At 67.6% G+C, this 15300-nt stretch carries 16 protein-coding genes; 9 read left to right on the top strand and 7 right to left on the bottom strand.

What is annotated here, in order from left to right; translation table 11 throughout:
* Positions 1 to 37 precede the first annotated feature (37 nt).
* Entirely contained in the window at positions 38 to 2614 is a 2577-nt protein-coding gene (locus WDM91_14310) for a hypothetical protein (protein ID MEI9995765.1), read from the bottom strand.
* Between the two features lie 395 nt (positions 2615 to 3009).
* Here WDM91_14310 and WDM91_14305 point away from each other — a divergent pair, with 395 nt between their 5' ends.
* The 3 genes from WDM91_14305 (at position 3010) to WDM91_14295 (ending at position 6683) form a co-directional block, all read left to right on the top strand.
* Positions 3010 to 4395 (top strand): aminotransferase, encoded by a 1386-nt coding sequence (locus tag WDM91_14305; GenBank protein ID MEI9995764.1) that lies wholly within the window; start codon positions 3010 to 3012, stop codon positions 4393 to 4395.
* 460 nt (positions 4396 to 4855) lie between these two features.
* Positions 4856 to 5371, top strand: coding sequence for a MarR family transcriptional regulator (locus WDM91_14300; GenBank protein ID MEI9995763.1), 516 nt, complete (start codon positions 4856 to 4858; stop codon positions 5369 to 5371).
* Entirely contained in the window at positions 5364 to 6683 is a 1320-nt protein-coding gene (locus WDM91_14295; GenBank protein MEI9995762.1) for a S41 family peptidase, read from the top strand. Before WDM91_14300 ends, WDM91_14295 begins: the two co-directional genes overlap by 8 nt.
* Before the next feature lie 136 nt (positions 6684 to 6819).
* On the opposite strand, the gene WDM91_14290 is transcribed toward WDM91_14295, so the two are convergent.
* Positions 6820 to 7659 carry a DUF4037 domain-containing protein gene (locus WDM91_14290; GenBank protein ID MEI9995761.1) on the bottom strand — a complete coding sequence of 280 codons (840 nt, stop codon included), beginning with the start codon at positions 7657 to 7659 and terminating at the stop codon, positions 6820 to 6822.
* Positions 7652 to 7900, bottom strand: coding sequence for a hypothetical protein (locus WDM91_14285; GenBank protein ID MEI9995760.1), 249 nt, complete (start codon positions 7898 to 7900; stop codon positions 7652 to 7654). Before WDM91_14285 ends, WDM91_14290 begins: the two co-directional genes overlap by 8 nt.
* Positions 7901 to 8117: 217 nt before the next feature.
* Between WDM91_14285 and WDM91_14280 the strand changes: the two genes are divergently transcribed.
* The 3 genes from WDM91_14280 to WDM91_14270 all read left to right on the top strand — a co-directional run bounded on the left by WDM91_14280 (position 8118) and on the right by WDM91_14270 (position 10735).
* A complete protein-coding gene (locus WDM91_14280; protein ID MEI9995759.1) occupies positions 8118 to 8756 on the top strand; it encodes a superoxide dismutase in 639 nt (212 codons plus the stop codon).
* 128 nt (positions 8757 to 8884) lie between these two features.
* Positions 8885 to 10135, top strand: a complete 1251-nt coding sequence (locus WDM91_14275; protein ID MEI9995758.1) for a rhomboid family intramembrane serine protease — start codon at positions 8885 to 8887, stop codon at positions 10133 to 10135.
* Between the two features lie 177 nt (positions 10136 to 10312).
* Entirely contained in the window at positions 10313 to 10735 is a 423-nt protein-coding gene (locus WDM91_14270; protein MEI9995757.1) for a MerR family DNA-binding transcriptional regulator, read from the top strand.
* On the opposite strand, the gene WDM91_14265 is transcribed toward WDM91_14270, so the two are convergent.
* Positions 10736 to 11194 carry a PIN domain-containing protein gene (locus WDM91_14265; GenBank protein ID MEI9995756.1) on the bottom strand — a complete coding sequence of 153 codons (459 nt, stop codon included), beginning with the start codon at positions 11192 to 11194 and terminating at the stop codon, positions 10736 to 10738.
* Positions 11184 to 11525, bottom strand: coding sequence for a type II toxin-antitoxin system Phd/YefM family antitoxin (locus WDM91_14260; protein MEI9995755.1), 342 nt, complete (start codon positions 11523 to 11525; stop codon positions 11184 to 11186). Before WDM91_14260 ends, WDM91_14265 begins: the two co-directional genes overlap by 11 nt.
* An 18-nt stretch (positions 11526 to 11543) precedes the next feature.
* On the opposite strand from WDM91_14260, the gene WDM91_14255 reads away from it, so the two are divergent.
* Both WDM91_14255 and WDM91_14250 read left to right on the top strand, forming a co-directional pair.
* Positions 11544 to 12446 carry a crotonase/enoyl-CoA hydratase family protein gene (locus WDM91_14255; protein ID MEI9995754.1) on the top strand — a complete coding sequence of 301 codons (903 nt, stop codon included), beginning with the start codon at positions 11544 to 11546 and terminating at the stop codon, positions 12444 to 12446.
* Between the two features lie 126 nt (positions 12447 to 12572).
* Positions 12573 to 13574 (top strand): DUF4424 family protein, encoded by a 1002-nt coding sequence (locus tag WDM91_14250; GenBank protein MEI9995753.1) that lies wholly within the window; start codon positions 12573 to 12575, stop codon positions 13572 to 13574.
* A 308-nt stretch (positions 13575 to 13882) separates the two neighbouring features.
* Here the strand turns inward: WDM91_14250 and WDM91_14245 are convergent, their stop codons facing one another.
* Positions 13883 to 14149: a hypothetical protein gene (locus tag WDM91_14245; GenBank protein MEI9995752.1), complete on the bottom strand. Its 267-nt coding sequence runs from the start codon at positions 14147 to 14149 to the stop codon at positions 13883 to 13885.
* Complete coding sequence (locus WDM91_14240; protein MEI9995751.1) at positions 14146 to 14472, bottom strand: hypothetical protein; 327 nt, start codon at positions 14470 to 14472, stop codon at positions 14146 to 14148. Before WDM91_14240 ends, WDM91_14245 begins: the two co-directional genes overlap by 4 nt.
* A gap of 105 nt (positions 14473 to 14577) precedes the next feature.
* Here WDM91_14240 and WDM91_14235 point away from each other — a divergent pair, with 105 nt between their 5' ends.
* Positions 14578 to 15132 carry a hypothetical protein gene (locus tag WDM91_14235; protein MEI9995750.1) on the top strand — a complete coding sequence of 185 codons (555 nt, stop codon included), beginning with the start codon at positions 14578 to 14580 and terminating at the stop codon, positions 15130 to 15132.
* Positions 15133 to 15300: the final 168 nt, after the last annotated feature.

Below are 15300 nucleotides of genomic sequence, written 5' to 3'. Positions count from 1 at the left end.
GCGACGCGGCGTTCGCGCGGGGGATGACAACGGAGCCTTACGGTCCCCCGCCCGCCGGCGGCAGCTTCGGCAGCGTCACGGTCGTCACCTTCAACGGATCGCCGCGGCAGGCATAGAGGCTGCGGCCGCCCAGGTCGCCGCCGGTCTTCCACGCCGTGCCGGGCAGGGTCAGCGTCGCGACCAGGTTGCGGCGCTCCGCGACATTGCCGCAGGTCGCCATCGAACCGTCCCAGATGAAATCGGCGACCCGTTCCGACAGCGACCAGTTGAGCGGGATGGTGAAATCCGGCGCGCTGTAGAGATAGAAGTCGAAGAAGGCCTGCTGTCCGCCCTCGCCGCAGAAATCCTCGAGCGCCTGCTGCAGCAGGGCGCGCGAATGGCCGCTGCGCACCGCGGCCAGGCCGATCAGCGGCACGAGGAATTGCGAGTCGCGCGGCTGCGCATTGGCGACGCCGGGATTGAGCGGCAGCAGGTTGCCGCAGCGCGGGATGTCGCGCTCCTCCTTGCCCGGATCGGCGTCGGCGATGGCTTCGACCACGATCGGCCAGACCGGCCGCCCGATCAGGCTCGGCCCATAGGCCTTGAGCCATGCCGCCAGCTCCATCGCGCTCATGATCCCGTCATTCTCGAAATAGCCGCCGTCGATGATCTGCGCGTCGTCGGGCTTCTTGACGCCCGGCGGCTTGGGATTCCACAGCGGGGTGAGCTCGCCGGACGGGCTGAGGAAGGGGAAGCGCGAGGTGTTGTCGATCGCGGTGGAGATCGGCACGTCGGCGCGCATCAGCGTGAGCACGTCGCGCGCCGCCAGGAACGGCCCGCGCGCCTGCCAGAAATAGGCGGCATGCGGCTTGCCGCAGCCGGGCTGCGGGATATCGTCCGGCGCGTACCATTTGCCGTCGCCGGTGCAGAAGCGCTCGGCATTGACCGCGAAGGGCAGGGTGAGCAGCCGGTCGCCGGTCGACACGTCGGTGCCGTTGCTGATCCACAGCGGAACGTCGCCGCGCGGCGTCGCGCCGGGACCGTAGAACAGCGAGAGATAGGGCCGCTCCAGCCCGAGCGGCGGCGCCTGCACGGCCTTGATGGAATCGACGCCGTTGACCTGCCAATTGTATTCGAAGGCGCGCTCCAGCGCCTCGGCACGGTCGTTGGCGCGCAGCAGCCGGATCTGGTCGCTGTGGTCGCTTTCGGCGCGCAGCAGGGCCTGCACCTTCACGACGGGCCAGGCGAAATAGGCGGCCAAGGCGCGCGGCGCGTCGCCCAGCATGGTGCCGGCCAGCGCGGGGCCGATGGCGTCGGCGCGCATCGCCTCGATGGTGGCGATGTCGCGCGTCTCGTTCGGCACCGGGGGCAGGGCGCAGGCGGTGCCCTTCTCCGACAGGCCGGCGCGCATCGCGAGATAAGCGGCGGTGCCGAGCGAGCCGCCCGAGACCGAGCTGACCGCGAAGATCGAGGCGCTCTTGCTGCCGCTCCGGCGCACGCTGTCGTCGACCACGTCGAGCACGCGCGCCGCCCACAGGCTGGCGCGGCTGGCGCCGCCCGACACCGCGACGATCACCGGCTGCACCGGCCCGTCGCCGGGGGCGCATTTGGCGACCCAGGCCTTGAACAGCACGGAGAGTGGCTGGCGCTGCTCGGGCGTCATCGCATTCGGCTCGTCGACGAGGCGCAGCGCGTGCAGGTTCAGGATCTGCGCCCCGATACCCATCAGGACCAGCAGCAGGGTGAGCACCGGCGCATAGCGCAGCCGGCGCGGCGTGCCCCACCAGCTGATCGACCGCGTCGCGTTGTCGACCACATAGGTGAGCACGGTGAGCGGCGCGACACTCAGGCCCAGCAGGAACAGGAAGACCGACGGGCCGGGCAGCAGATGCGCGAGATAGGTCTTCCACAAGATGGAATGCGGCACGAAAGCGGTGAGGAAGCTCAGGACGAACAGCGCGCTCGCAAAGGCCAGCGACCACGCCGCCATCCAGCGTCCCAAGGGCGCGTAGTCGAGCAGCTCCTTCAGCCGCTGCCACAGCCGCGCGAGCCACCAGCGGCCGGGCGGCCGCGGCGGGATCGCGGCCGCTTCGTGGATGCCGAGCCGCGCCTGGATGGCGAGGCGGTGCTCGAGCAGCCAGTAGAGCGCGGCGCCCCACACAAGCGCGATCGCCGCCTGCAGGTATTTGTCGCTGCGGATCGTCGCCAGCGCGGCGGCGAGCGCGGTGCCGACCGCGAGCGCCCGGGGCAGGAAATCGAAGGCGCGGCAGGCATTGGCGCGCTCCGCCGCGAGGCCGGCATTCGCCGTCGCGGTGCCGAGCAGGCTCTTGAACGCCGCGCGCGACTGCTGGTTGTCGGGGATGCGGAACCAGGCGAGCAGCACGGCGCGGGCCCAGTACCACAGGCCCACCGCCATCAGGATCATGGCGAAATGGAAGCCCAGCGCGTGCAGCCAGGCCTCGGTGGACATGTCGACGCTGTCCGCGAGATTGGCCAGCATGTCCTGGACCTGCGGCGGCAGGATCAGCGCCAGCGCGGCCAGCCCGAACACGGCCAGCGCGGCGCGCGCCCGCCAAGCGATCCCGCCCCACCAGACCCGCTCCCCCGCGCGGTCCGATTTTTGCGCCTCGTCCATGTGAGCCCCCGCCCGCCAGAATAAACGGTGCGACAATACTGTGATTTGTTTGGAAAGCGAAGTATTCGATGCACGCCCGTGCAGATTTCGCGAAGGTCGTTTGCCCGGTGCTGGGCGGCGGCTACGATCCGATCACGCCCATCGTGCTGCGAGCGCTTTTCGCGACATAGTACTCGCCTGTCATCGCCGGCTGAGCGATGCGTCAGCATCGCGAAGGGACCCCGTAGCGACAGCGTAAGGGGACCCAGGCGGGAAACACCGTGACAGTATTTCTCACCTGGGCCCCCTTCCGCTCACGCCGCTTCGCGGCGTTCGGCCGGGGATGACAAATGAGCTGCATTTCGAGATGCGTCCCGACGTCTGCTATACAGCGAGCCGTTTATCGGAGTCCCCCCATGCCGCTTTCCAATGCCCAGATGCGCGACGTGCAGAGCGTGCTGCACCCCTACACCAATCTCATCAAATTCCGCGAGACCGGACCGATGATCATCGAGCGCGGCCAGGGCGTGCGGGTCTATGACGAGAGCGGCAAGGATTACATCGAGGCGATGGCGGGGCTGTGGTGCACCGCGCTGGGCTGGGGCGACAACGAGCTGGCCGAGACCGCGGCGGAACAGATGCGCAAGCTGTCCTTCGGCCATCTGTTCGGCGGCAAGAGCCACGAGCCGGCGATCGCGCTGGCGGAGAAGCTGAAGGAGATCGCGCCCTTTGCCGTCGGCAAGGTGTTCTTCGCCAATTCCGGCTCGGAGGCCAACGACACCCAGGTCAAGCTCTACTGGTACGCCGCGAATGCCCGCGGCCAGGGCAAAAAGAAGAAGATCCTGTCGCGCACCAAGGCCTATCACGGCGTGACGCTGGCGAGCGCCTCGCTCACCGGCCTCGCCAACAACCACCGGAGCTTCGACCTGCCCTTCGACTTCGCGCGCTTCGCCGACTGCCCGCACTATTACCGCAATGCCGAGCCCGGCGAGAGCGAGCAGCAATTCTCCGCGCGGATGGGCGCGAACCTGAACGCGCTGATCGAGGCCGAAGGCGCCGACACCATCGCCGCGATGATCGCCGAGCCGGTGATGGGCGCGGGCGGCGTGATCCTGCCGCCCGAGGGCTATTTCGACGCCGTCGTCAAAGTGCTCGCGCGGCACGGCATCCCGCTGATCGCCGACGAGGTGATCACCGGCTTCGGCCGCACCGGCAATTGGTTCGGCAGCGCGACTTACGGCTTCGAGCCGGACAGCATGTCGATCGCCAAGGCGCTGTCGAGCGCCTATCTGCCGATCAGCGCCGTGCTGCTGTCGCCCGAGCTCGCCGACATCGTCGAGCAGGAGTCCGGCAGGATCGGCACCTTCGGCCACGGCTTCACCTATAGCGGCCATCCGGTCTCGGCCGCCGTCGCGCTCAAGACCATCGAGATCTATCAGCGCCGCGATCTGGTCGGGCACGTCCGCCACGTCGCGCCGCTGTTCCAGCAGCGGCTGAAGGCGCTGGCGGAGCATCCGCTGGTCGGCGAAGCGGTGGGCGTCGGCCTGATCGGTGCGATCGAGCTGGTCGCCGACAAGAAAACGAAACAGAGTTTCGAGGCGGCGAAGCAGGCCGGTGCCACGTTGATGAACTTCGCGCAGGAAGAGGGGCTGATCGTGCGTGCGCTTCTGGGCGACCGCGTCGCGCTCTGCCCGCCGCTGGTGATCACCGAAGCCGAGATCGGCGAGCTGTTCGACCGGCTGGAACGCGCCCTCGCCAAGGCGCTCGACTGGGCGACGCGGGAAAAGCTGATCGCGGCGTAGGATTGATCGCGTTCAAGCAGCGCAATCGAACTGTCATCCCGGCCAAGCGATGCGTCAGCATCGCGCCGGTCCGTAGCGACAGCGTGCGGACGGACCCATCGCATATCGCGTCTCGATGGGTCCCGGCTCTCCCCGGCTTTCGCCGGGGTCGGCCGCGATGACAAGGTATTTTCGGTTTAGGGTCCGTACTCAATTGCCCTGAGTCATTCAAAGGCTTGTCATGGCCCGCCGGAGAGCGGGCCATCCCGTTGGTGCGCTCGTGCTTTCGACGATTGTGGCGGCGTCACCTGGAAGGCCCGCTTTTGCGGGCCATGACAGTGACACTGCGAATCCCAATTGAGTCCGGACCCTAGATCGATCGGCTCCGGACACTAGTCGGCGACGCCTCCCATCCGCGCAATGCCGCCCCGCGCGCGGCCGCGCTTGCCGGCATTCCGCCAATTGTGTAAGCACTTACGGAATGAGCGACATTCTCCGCGAAAAACGCTTTGCCGCCTTCGGGACGCGCCTACGGCGGCTGTCGGAGCGGCTCGACCGCCAGGTCGAGGCGGTCTACCGCGCGCAGGCGGTCGTCTTTCAGCCGCGCTGGTTCGCCGTCGTCACCTTGCTGGACGAGCGTGGCGCCATGAGCGTGGGCGAGCTCGCGTCGGTCCTGGGCATCAGCCATGCCGCGGTCAGCCAGGTGCGCGGCGAGGTGATCAAGGCCGGCCTGGTGGCGGGCCGCGCCGACCCGGCGGATCGCCGCCGCCAGATCCTCGCGCTGACGCCCAAGGGCCGGCGCGCGATCGCCGCGCTCACGCCGCTCTGGACCGCCATCGCCGACGCCGTCGAGACGATCTGCGCGCAGGCCGCGCCCGGACTGATCGATGCGTTCAACCGGATCGAAGACGCGATGGCGCAGACGCCGGTGCCGCAACGCGTCGCCGAACTGCTCCGCAAGGCACCGAAGGCAAAAAGGAAAAAAGCCCATGACTGATATCGCCAGGCGGCTCGTCGTCGCGGCCGGTCTGCTGTTCTGCGGCTGGTCGGGCGCCGGTGCCGAAGCGCCGCCGGCCCTGACGCCGGCCCAGGATCACGCGGTGATCGACGAAGTCGCGCGCCTGGTGTCGGCGCATTACGTGTTCCCCGACATGCGCGCCGGCATCGTCGCGGAGCTGCGACGCCGCGAGGCCGCCGGCCGCTACACGATCGCCAATCCGGCGGAGTTCGCGCGCGTCCTGAGCGACGACATGGTCGCCATCTCACAGGACCGCCACATGTGGTTCGCCTACGACCCCGCCGCCTACCGCGCCGCGCTGCTGCCGCGCGATGCGAACGACAGCGATCCGCTATCCGACGCCGCGGCGCTGCGCGACAACCAGGGCTATGAGGAGATGCGCATCCTGCCGGGCAATGTGCGCTATGTCCGGCTCAGCGGTTTCGAATGGAGCGGCGACGTCACCACCCGGGTGGTCGCCGACGTCGCGCGCTTCCTGCACGGCGCGGACGCCATCATCCTCGACATCGCCGGCAATGGCGGCGGCTCGGGCGACGCGGTGAAGGCGCTGGTGAGCTATTTCCTGCCGCCCGACGGCAGGGTGCTGATGAATTTCCACGACACCTTCGAAGGCAAGGACTTCTCCACGCGGGTGATCGACAAGCTCGATGCGCCGCGCCTCACCGGTATTCCGCTCTATGTCCTGATCAGCAGCCATACCGGTTCCGCGGCGGAGGAGTTCACCGCCCATATCCGCTATTTCAAGCTCGGCACGCTGGTGGGATCGAACACGGCGGGCGCGGCGAACAACGATCACGGCTTCCCGATCGCGCCCTTTTTCGTCCAGAGCATCTCGGTCGGCCGGACCGAGCATCCCGTCATGCACGGCAATTGGGAGCGCATCGGCCTGGCGCCCGACGTCGCCGCCGCGCCGGGCCAGGCGCTGGCGCAGGCCGAGGTGCTGGCGCTGACCGGACTGCTCGCCCGGCCAAGCGATACGGCGCATCGCGAGGACTATGCCTGGGCGCTGGTCGCCGCCGACGCCGCGCTGCATCCGCCGCGCCTCGACGCCGCGGCCCTGGCCGCCTATGCCGGAAAATACGGCGCGCGGAAGATCTGGCTCGCCGATGGCGTGCTGCAGTACCAGCGCGAGGGCCGCGAAGCGACCACGCTGACGCCGCTGGCCGACGACCTCTTCGCCTTGGACAACAATCCGGAGGTCCGGGTGCGCTTCCGGCGCGCGGGCGGCAAGATCGCCGGCTTCGACTCGATCACTGCCGACGGCCAGGCGATCCCCGCGGCGCGCGATTGAACCGCTCCCGGCGGTAGGATAAATCGTACTTCTTCCTGCCATCGCAGGCCGCCATGGCCGGCAAGGTCCAGAAGATCTCCATCGCCCTGCCCAAGGGATCGCCGAAGGCGCCGCTTGTCGGGCAAGGAGCCGTGATTCAGGCCAGCGCAGCCGCCTCGTCGAACAGATCGGCGATGGCGCGCAGGCAGGACAGCATGCCTTGCGGGCCGGCAGCCAGCTCGGCCAGCGCGCCTTCGAGGTTGAGGCGCAGATCCTTCGGCGCCCGCGCAAAGCCAGCCGCCAGCGCCGCGGCGCCCTTCTCGTTCAGCAGCCATTCGCGGTTGATCGCGAACACGACCTGCAGCAGGCAGGACGCGGCCCGGAAGGCGCAGCCGGTGACATAGACCAGGTCGCCGCGCGCGGCCGCCTTCTGCGCGATCTCCAGGAAGAACCGTCCCTCACGGCCGAAGCGCGTGATCGCCGCGGCGCGCAGCGCCTCCGGATAAGGCTCCAGCCGCGCCTTGCGCGCCGTGACCAGCCCCTCCGGATCGTGCAGCACGCGGCAGGTCGCGATCTCGCCGGCATAGATCGGCGACGCGAAGCCGTGCGGATGGCCGACGTGATAGGCGATGGTGAATTCGCCGCGTTCGGCCGCATCGATCACGCGGTCGACCCGCGCGAGCTCGCGATAGAGCAGGTCGACGGGCTCGCCGCCGACGACAAGCCAGCCGCCGCCGTCGACCCACTCGCCCCAGCCGCCGGGTCGCGTCATCAAGGGGTCGCCCGGCGCCTTGCCCGGCCCACGCACGGCGCAGCCGTTCAGCAGGACTGCGGCCGCCTCCAGTGCCGCGATGTCGAGACCGCCGGCGCCGTCGTAATAGAGACCGATGTCGTAATCCGATCCCGCCTGCGCCGTGCCGCGGCCGCGCGAGCCGCCCAGCACGATCGCGCGCACCCCGCCGACGCCTTTCAGCGCCGCGGCGAGCGTCTCAAGCAAAGCAGTCGAGTTTTCCCGCGCCATCGGCCGGGCTGTGCGCCAGGAAGCGCGGGGCGTCAAGCCTGTCTTCCGGCCGGCGGTAGATCAGCTCCTTGCCGCTCCACACTTCCAGCACGCGGCAGTCTGCGGGCTTCATCGCATGCGCCAGGATCTTGGCGCGCATCTCGGTCTCGAACTGCACCGAAAAGGCGCAGGCGAGAGACCCGTCTTCTTCCAGATAGCAGATTTCATAGGCAGGCATCGTGTCCTCCAACGAAGTGCCCCGCTGGCATCGGTTCTCTACTCCGGCGCTGTGTAAGTCGAGTGACAATCGCGGTCGGCAAGTTCACGAAGTTTTTGCAAGCGTCGCGGCGACGAAATTTCACACATTTCTCAGGAACCGCCGGCGGCTTCGCGCCTTATCCCGTGTGGCACTGTAAAGCGGGACTGCGTTCCGCGCTGCATCCTTAGAGGACATCATGACCGGACCCTTCGAACTCAAGCCGTTGCCCTGGGCGGAATCCGCGCTGGAGCCCACCATCTCGGCGCGCACCATCGAGTTTCACTATCACAAGCATCACAAGACCTATGTGGATACGCTCAACAAGCTGGTCGCCGGCACCCAATATGCCGACATGCCGCTGGAACGCGTGGTGCAGGCGACGCTGAATGCGCGCGAAGGCACCGACGAGAAGAAGATCTTCAACAACGCGGCGCAGGTGTGGAACCACGATTTCTACTGGCGCTCGCTGACGCCCAAATCCGGCAAGCCGTCGGGCGAGCTGGCGCGCGCGATCGAGCGCGACTTCGGCACGGTCGACAAGCTGGTGGAGAAGCTCGCGACCGACGGCAAGGAGCAGTTCGGCTCCGGCTGGGTGTGGCTCACCTCGCAGGGCGGCAAGCTCTCGGTGGAGAAGACCGCGAACGCGGTCGATCCGATGGCGAAGGGCGTGAACTGCCTGCTCACCCTCGACGTGTGGGAGCATGCCTATTATCTCGACTATCAGAACGAGCGTCCGAAATATCTCCAGGCGGCGCTCGCCAAGCTGATCGACTGGGACTTCGCGGCGGAGAATCTCCGCAAGGAAGACAATGCGATCCGCGCCGCGGCCGAATAGCAGGCGGACCTTGCACCGTACGAAGGCCGCGGCGTCGCCCGCGGCCTTTGCTTTATTTGCGTTCACCTTGTCCCTTAAGTCTTGGGGAACGTCCTCGTCGTAGGGTCCGTCATCCGGAAGAGGCGGCGATGGCGGGGACCTTCGGCAAGCGCGGGACATCCACGGCGCGGAGCTATGCGCCGCGCGCCATGGCGGCAGCGCCGGTGCTGGCGTCCGGCCGGGCGCCGGCAACGGAAATGCCGGCGCGCGCGGCGCGGCCCGCCACCGCAATGCCGGCCTTGCGCGTTCCCATCGTCACCATCGTGCTGATCTTCGTGCTCGCCGCGGTCTTCGCCTTCGAGGTGCACAGCGCGCCGCGGCTCTATCCCGGCATGTCGCCGCCGGTGCGCTCGCTGATCGCCTATGGCGCGATCGACGGCGAACTGGTGTTCGGGCACGGCCAGGTCTGGCGCATCCTCACCGCGCCGCTGCTGCATGGCAGCCTCGGACACCTCATCGGCAACCTCGTCGTCTTCGCCATCATCGGCGTCATGCTCGAGCCGCTGATCGGCGCACGCTGGTTCGCCGGTCTGTTCACCATCGGCGCGATCGGCGGCTCGCTCGGATCGGTCCTGCTCAACGAGCCCGACATCCCCGCGGTCGGCGCCTCGGGCGCGATCATGGGCGTGCTGGGCGCGGCCTTCCTGTGCGGTGCCAGCGCGCGCACCGGCCCCAGGGGCAAGCGGATGCAGAAATGGGCGCTCTGGCTGATCCTGCCCGCGCTCATCCCGATGGCAGCGGATGCCAGCCATCTTAACACCGACTTCGCGGGCCATCTCGGCGGCATCCTCATCGGCCTCGTCACCGGCGCGATATTGCAGATGGTCTGGGCGCCCGGCGAAGACCGCCCCGCCCTGGGCAATCTCGCGGCCGGCATCGCCGCGTTCGGGGCGGTCGCGGCGCTCGCTGCGTTCCTGCTGGGCACCCAGCCCGGCGATGCGCAGGTCGCGGGCGTCCCGCCACCGCCCGCCGGCCTCGTCCCCGAAGGCGAGCTGCCCGCGCTCAACGCCGTGGACTCGGATACGGCGCGCGCGCTGGTGACGCGCTATCCGCACGACCCGCGAGTCCATCTGCTGCGCGGCTATGCTTTCCTCAAATACGACCACGATCTCGCCGATGCCGAGGAGCAGCTGCGCCAGGCCCTCGCGACCAAGGACGTGCTGGCGGCGCAGCTCGCACCGGAATTCACCAAGACCGTCACGGTGCTGCTGGCATTGGTCGTGGCCTATGAGAACCGGCCCGATGAAGCGCGCGCCCTGGGCAACCCGCTCTGCGGCTTCGCGGAGGAGCGCCTGGACACGATCTATGCCGCGCTCCAGGAGCGAAAAGTCTGCGATTGACAGCGGGCTTTCCGTAAAGCCTTGGAAAGGCGCGGAGTTCTCGGTTGTCTGGCACGGGACAAATTTTCTCCAAACCGCTTGACGTTGACGTAAGCGGCAAGCAAAATCCCCGGACTGAGAAATTGTCAGGGAGGCCGGGCGACAAGGCGAGCAAGCCGAGCGACCCGTTTGAAACAGATGAACATCAATCGCACTTTCACGATCCGTCAGCTCACCAAGGAGTTCGACGTCACCGCGCGCACGCTGCGCTTCTACGAGGATGAAGGCCTGATCGCGCCCGAGCGGCGCGGCCAGACCCGCATCTATGCGAGCCGCGACCGCGCCCGCATCATCCTGATCCTGCGCGGCCGCCGCGTCGGCTTCAGCCTCGCGGAGATCCGCGAGATCCTGGACCTCTACGACACGCACCATGATGGCGGCGTGACGCAGACGCTGCATGCCCGCAAGAAGTTCGAGGAGCAGCTGCACAAGCTCGAGCGCCAGAAGGTCGACATCGAGGATTCGCTGGTCGAGCTCAAGCGCGCGATCAGCGCGGTCGACGACGCCGTCGCCAAGGGCCGGCTCAGCCCCGCGGCACTGCATCAGGTCGCGGCGGAGTAGTCACGGCGCGAGCGCGGCGGCCGCCGCCGCGCTCAAGCCCTTCGCACCGAACGGATTGCGCACGGCGATGTTTCCGAGGCGCGTCCCGTCCTGCATGTCCTCGCTCAAGAGCATTGTGCAGCCGGCCTCGGCAGCCGAGGCCAGAAGGACACAGTCCCAATAGGAAAACCGCCCCGCCGCCGCCTCGCGCGCCGCGATGCGGTGCGAGTCCGGAGTCGGCTGGAAGGTCGAAAACGTCGCGAGATAATACGAGACGCCGCGGCTCGCCTCGGCGGCCTGCAGGATTTTCTTGCGGGTCGAAGCAACATGGAACTCGCCGACCGCTTGCAAGCCGATCATGCAATCGCGCGCGGGTGCGGCGACGATGATCTGTTCCGCGATCGACTGCTTGATCTTGTCGCGATGGTCGAAAAAATAAACCAGCACATTGGAGTCGAGCGAAAAGCGTCTAGCGCTCATGCATCTCGTCGCGCGTCATCTTGCGGCCGTCGGATTTTCCGCGAATGCGATGTGACAGCTCGATCAGCGATTTGAGCGCGGCCTGCTGCTCGGGCGTGAGAACGCGCGCGGTATCGCGCGACGCAGGTGGATGGATCTCGACCGCAAGCTCCCCATGGCGGTATACCGAGACAGGCTCGCCCGTTTCCTGCACCTCGCGCACAAGCCGGGAAAACCGCTGATTGGCCTCTCTGAGATTGACTTTCCGCACGCCGGCATCTCCAATGTAGCACATATGTAGCACGTCACTGCCCGTGCGGCAACCGCGCCTTCGGTTATGCTTGCGCGACACGCAAGAAGGTCCGTTCCCATGCCGTACAAGGAAATCCTCACCGAGATCTCGGACAACATCCTCACCATCACGCTGAACCGGCCGGAGAAGCTCAACGCCTTCACCGGCACGATGATGACCGAGCTGATCGACGCCTTCCGCGCCGCGAATGCCGATGACGAGGTCCGCGTCATCATCGTCACCGGCGCGGGCCGCGCCTTCTGCGCCGGCGCCGATCTGTCGGCGGGCGCCGCGACCTTCGACGCGACCAAGCGCGCCGACCGGCCGGAGCGCAACGCCGGCCCCGCCGATGCCGAGGATTTCAACTGGTCCGACGAACGGATCCGCGACGGCGGCGGTCGCGTCACGCTGGAGATCTTCGAGTGTCTCAAGCCGGTGATCGCCGCGGTCAACGGCCCGTCCGTCGGCATCGGCACCACGATGCAGCTCGCCATGGATATCCGCATCGCCTCGGAGAGCGCGAAGTTCGGCTTCGTGTTCGCGCGCCGCGGCATCGTGCCGGAAGCGGCCTCGAGCTGGTTCCTGCCGCGTATCGTGGGGATTCAACAGGCGCTGTCCTGGTGCTTCTCGGGCAAGGTGTTCGATGCGCAGGAAGCGCTCGCCGGCCGCCTGGTGCAGGAGGTCGTGCCGCCGGACCAGCTCATCCCGCGCGCCCGCGCCATCGCTAGGGAGATCGTGGACAATGCCGCGCCGGTCTCCGTCGCGCTGATCCGCCAGATGATGTGGCGCGGCCTCGGCATGGATCACCCGATGGAGGCGCACAAGGTCGACTCGCGCGGCATCTATGCGCGCGGCGCCTCGGCGGATGTGAAGGAAGGCGTGGTGGCGTTCCTCGAGAAGCGCCCGGCGAAATTCACCCAGAGCGTCTCGAAGGACATGCCGCCCTATTTCCCGTGGTGGGACGAGCGGACGTATTCGTAAGGCGCGCAACGCACACCCCTTACCTCGGCACGCTTCGCGCGCCTCGCCGGGGACGACAATCCTGTTTGTGTTCGACGGTGCGCCAAGGCACGCTGGAGATGATCAAGATTTGTCTCGGGGGACCACATGAAAGTCAGGCTCGCGCTTCTCGCATCCGTTTTCGCGTTCGCCGCGCCGGCGCTCGCCGACGACAGCTCCGCCATGCTGGGCGCGGGCGGCATCGTGCTGACGAAGAGCGCCGACATCCGCATGGCGAGCGAAGACCTCTACATCAGCCCCAAGGCGATCAAGGTCCATTACACCTTCGTCAACGACAGCGGCCGCGACATCGACACCATCGTCGCCTTCCCACTGCCCGACGTCGACAATTACGAGCTCGCGGAATCGCCGATCGGCACCACCATCGACACCACGCCCAATTTCGTCGGCTTCAAGCTCAGGATCGACGGCAAGGAGGTGACGCCCACGCCGGAAGAGCGTGCCATGCTGAACGGCAGGGACGTCTCGGCCCAGGTGCGCGCCGCCGGCCTGCCGCTCAACATCGTGATCGGCGGCGGCTACGACAAGCTGCAGAAGCTGGCGAAGCCGGCGCATGACGCGCTGCTGAAGGCCGGACTGATCGAGGGAGCGGGCGGCGACGAGGTGGTGCACGCCAAATGGACCACGACCACGAAGTTCTGGTGGAAGATGCATTTTCCGGCCGGCGGCACGGTCGCGGTCGACCATGCCTATCAGCCGGTGACCGGCCAGACCTTCTTCACGACCTATGCCCTGAGCGACAAGGCGCAGGCGGCCGACTACGCCCGGACCTATTGCACGGACGCGCCGGTGCTCGCCGCCGCGCGCGCCGGCTTCGCGGCGATGAAAACGAATACCGGCAGCGACGGGATGTTCAACCAGTACACCACCGACTTCGTCATCGTCACCGCGAACAACTGGAAGGGCCCGATCGGGCGCTTCCACCTGACGGTCGACAAGCTGAAGCCCTCCAACATCGTGTCGTTCTGCTGGCCGGGCGATGTGCAGAAGACCGGCGCGACGCGCTTCGAGTCGACGCTGACGAATTTCGCGCCGAAGGCCGATATCCGGCTGCTGGTCCTGGAACGGCCGACGGCGGAGCAGAATTGAGATCTTCCTCCCCCGTTGCAACGGGGGGGAGGCACCGAACGTGCTACCGCCGGAACAGCGCCTGGAGCGCGCGGCGGACGAAGCGGGGAAGGATGGGGGCGCTCGGCTGCAACGGCTCGAACGGCGCGCGGTTTGAAACCAGCAATCCCAGCATCGCGAAAGCTCCTTATAGAGAGCAATACCGACGTACACGGATAATGTGACAGTTTGCCTGTCACGCGGCCCGGTCAAGCGCCCAATATCGGGGAAAACGGTTAACGGCGCGTTAAGCAGGCCGCCGTGTCCCGCAGGCCACGGCCGCCGCGGCGTCAACGCATGTAATGGGTGAGCCGCTCGCCCCAGGAATCCAGCAATCCGCTGGCGCAGGCCGCAGTCGACATCTGGCTGGTCTGGGCCCGCAGCCAGGGCTCGGCGAGGCTGGCCGCCGCCTGGCGCCGCGCCTTCTCCACCGCCAGGGCGCGGCAAGGATCGGCCTGGCCATAGGCGGCAAACAGCGATCCGAAGCAGAAGAGCAGCACGCCGAACAGCGTCAGCGCCGCGGCGCGAAGCGGCGGCGCCTGCAGCAGCCGGCTCACAATTGTCCCGGGGCCCGGTTCGTCGGCATGCCGCCGATATCGGGATTGGACGTCGCGCCGCGCTCGTTGTTGCAGGTCGAATAGCCGGCCGCCCAGCCCGAGCGGTAGGGCTTGCTCGCCTGGTAGAGCGCGTCGTCGCGGATCGTGTTGCCGCGGCGGTAATCGGTGCCGCGGGCATTGGCGCTGGCGCAGCCGTCGCCGTAGCCGGCCTGGAAGTTGGGATCCTTGCGCATCGCGCGCTCGCGCGGCGTCTCGAAGAAGATACAGCCGCTCAGCGCCAGCGAAAGCGCCACCACGACGATGGTGCGAAAAACGTTTGTCATCGCCCCACTGTATCAGGCCGGCACCGGCTTGCGAACTCGCAGGCGGCGCGATTAACGGCGGTTTAAGCCGCCCTCTTTACGTTCGGAACCTGGGATATGGTGATCATGGACGGATCGGCGGAGATCAGGAATCTGCGGGTGCTGCTCGTCGGCGGGCGCCCGGCGAGCATCGCGGTGCTGCGCACCGCGTTCGGCCTGCTCGGCGTCCGGCAGGTGGGCGTGGTCGCCGAATCCGCGCGCGCGATCGAGATCCTGCGCGCCCAGAGCTTCGCGGCGATCTTCTGCGACGCGGCGGCCGAGCCTTATCGCGGCATGAGCTTTCCGGTCGCGGCCCGCCGCGCCGAGGGCATCCTCGATCCGATGGCGCCGCTGTTCATGATCTACAGCCATGCCCGCCAGCGCCAGGTCGAACAGGCGCGCGACGTCGGCGTCACCGACGTGCTGACCCATCCGGTGAGCGCCGCCACCATCGCGCGCAAGCTCGCCAGCGCGATCACGGCGCCGCGTCCCTTCATCGTGGCGCCGGGCTTCTTCGGCCCCGACCGCCGCGCCCACCGCCACACGCTGTGGAGCGGTGACGAACGCCGCGTCCGCGCCGCCCGCAAGGCCAAGCTGGCCCGCCCGGACGTCACGCCGGTGGATGACGTCGCGCTGGTGTAGGCGCTGGGATTTCCATCTTAGTTACGATTTTTATCCCACAACCTGATGGGTTGCATGAGGGAACTATGGCCGCGGCGTTAACTGAATTTCGCGCCGGCACACCTGTACGAATCCGCCTACGCCCTGTGTGGATAAGTCCGCCTTTGCGGCCTTATTTCTCCAGCGTTT

Source organism: Rhizomicrobium sp. (genome assembly GCA_037200385.1).
GTDB lineage: Bacteria > Pseudomonadota > Alphaproteobacteria > Micropepsales > Micropepsaceae > Rhizomicrobium.
Note: the sequence above shows the minus strand (reverse complement) of the source record. Positions and strands in the feature narration are given on the sequence as shown.

Excerpts from the sequence above, each read along its gene's own strand:
- WDM91_14265 (MEI9995756.1), bottom strand. The coding sequence starts at position 11,194 with ATGAGCGCTAGACGCTTTTCGCTCGACTCCAATGTGCTGGTTTATTTT.
- WDM91_14285 (MEI9995760.1), bottom strand. The coding sequence starts at position 7,900 with ATGCCTGCCTATGAAATCTGCTATCTGGAAGAAGACGGGTCTCTCGCC.
- WDM91_14250 (MEI9995753.1), top strand. The coding sequence starts at position 12,573 with ATGAAAGTCAGGCTCGCGCTTCTCGCATCCGTTTTCGCGTTCGCCGCG.
- WDM91_14240 (MEI9995751.1), bottom strand. The coding sequence starts at position 14,472 with ATGACAAACGTTTTTCGCACCATCGTCGTGGTGGCGCTTTCGCTGGCG.
- WDM91_14255 (MEI9995754.1), top strand. The coding sequence starts at position 11,544 with ATGCCGTACAAGGAAATCCTCACCGAGATCTCGGACAACATCCTCACC.
- WDM91_14235 (MEI9995750.1), top strand. The coding sequence starts at position 14,578 with ATGGACGGATCGGCGGAGATCAGGAATCTGCGGGTGCTGCTCGTCGGC.
- WDM91_14275 (MEI9995758.1), top strand. The coding sequence starts at position 8,885 with ATGGCGGGGACCTTCGGCAAGCGCGGGACATCCACGGCGCGGAGCTAT.
- WDM91_14305 (MEI9995764.1), top strand. The coding sequence starts at position 3,010 with ATGCCGCTTTCCAATGCCCAGATGCGCGACGTGCAGAGCGTGCTGCAC.
- WDM91_14310 (MEI9995765.1), bottom strand. The coding sequence starts at position 2,614 with ATGGACGAGGCGCAAAAATCGGACCGCGCGGGGGAGCGGGTCTGGTGG.
- WDM91_14300 (MEI9995763.1), top strand. The coding sequence starts at position 4,856 with ATGAGCGACATTCTCCGCGAAAAACGCTTTGCCGCCTTCGGGACGCGC.
- WDM91_14280 (MEI9995759.1), top strand. The coding sequence starts at position 8,118 with ATGACCGGACCCTTCGAACTCAAGCCGTTGCCCTGGGCGGAATCCGCG.
- WDM91_14270 (MEI9995757.1), top strand. The coding sequence starts at position 10,313 with ATGAACATCAATCGCACTTTCACGATCCGTCAGCTCACCAAGGAGTTC.
- WDM91_14295 (MEI9995762.1), top strand. The coding sequence starts at position 5,364 with ATGACTGATATCGCCAGGCGGCTCGTCGTCGCGGCCGGTCTGCTGTTC.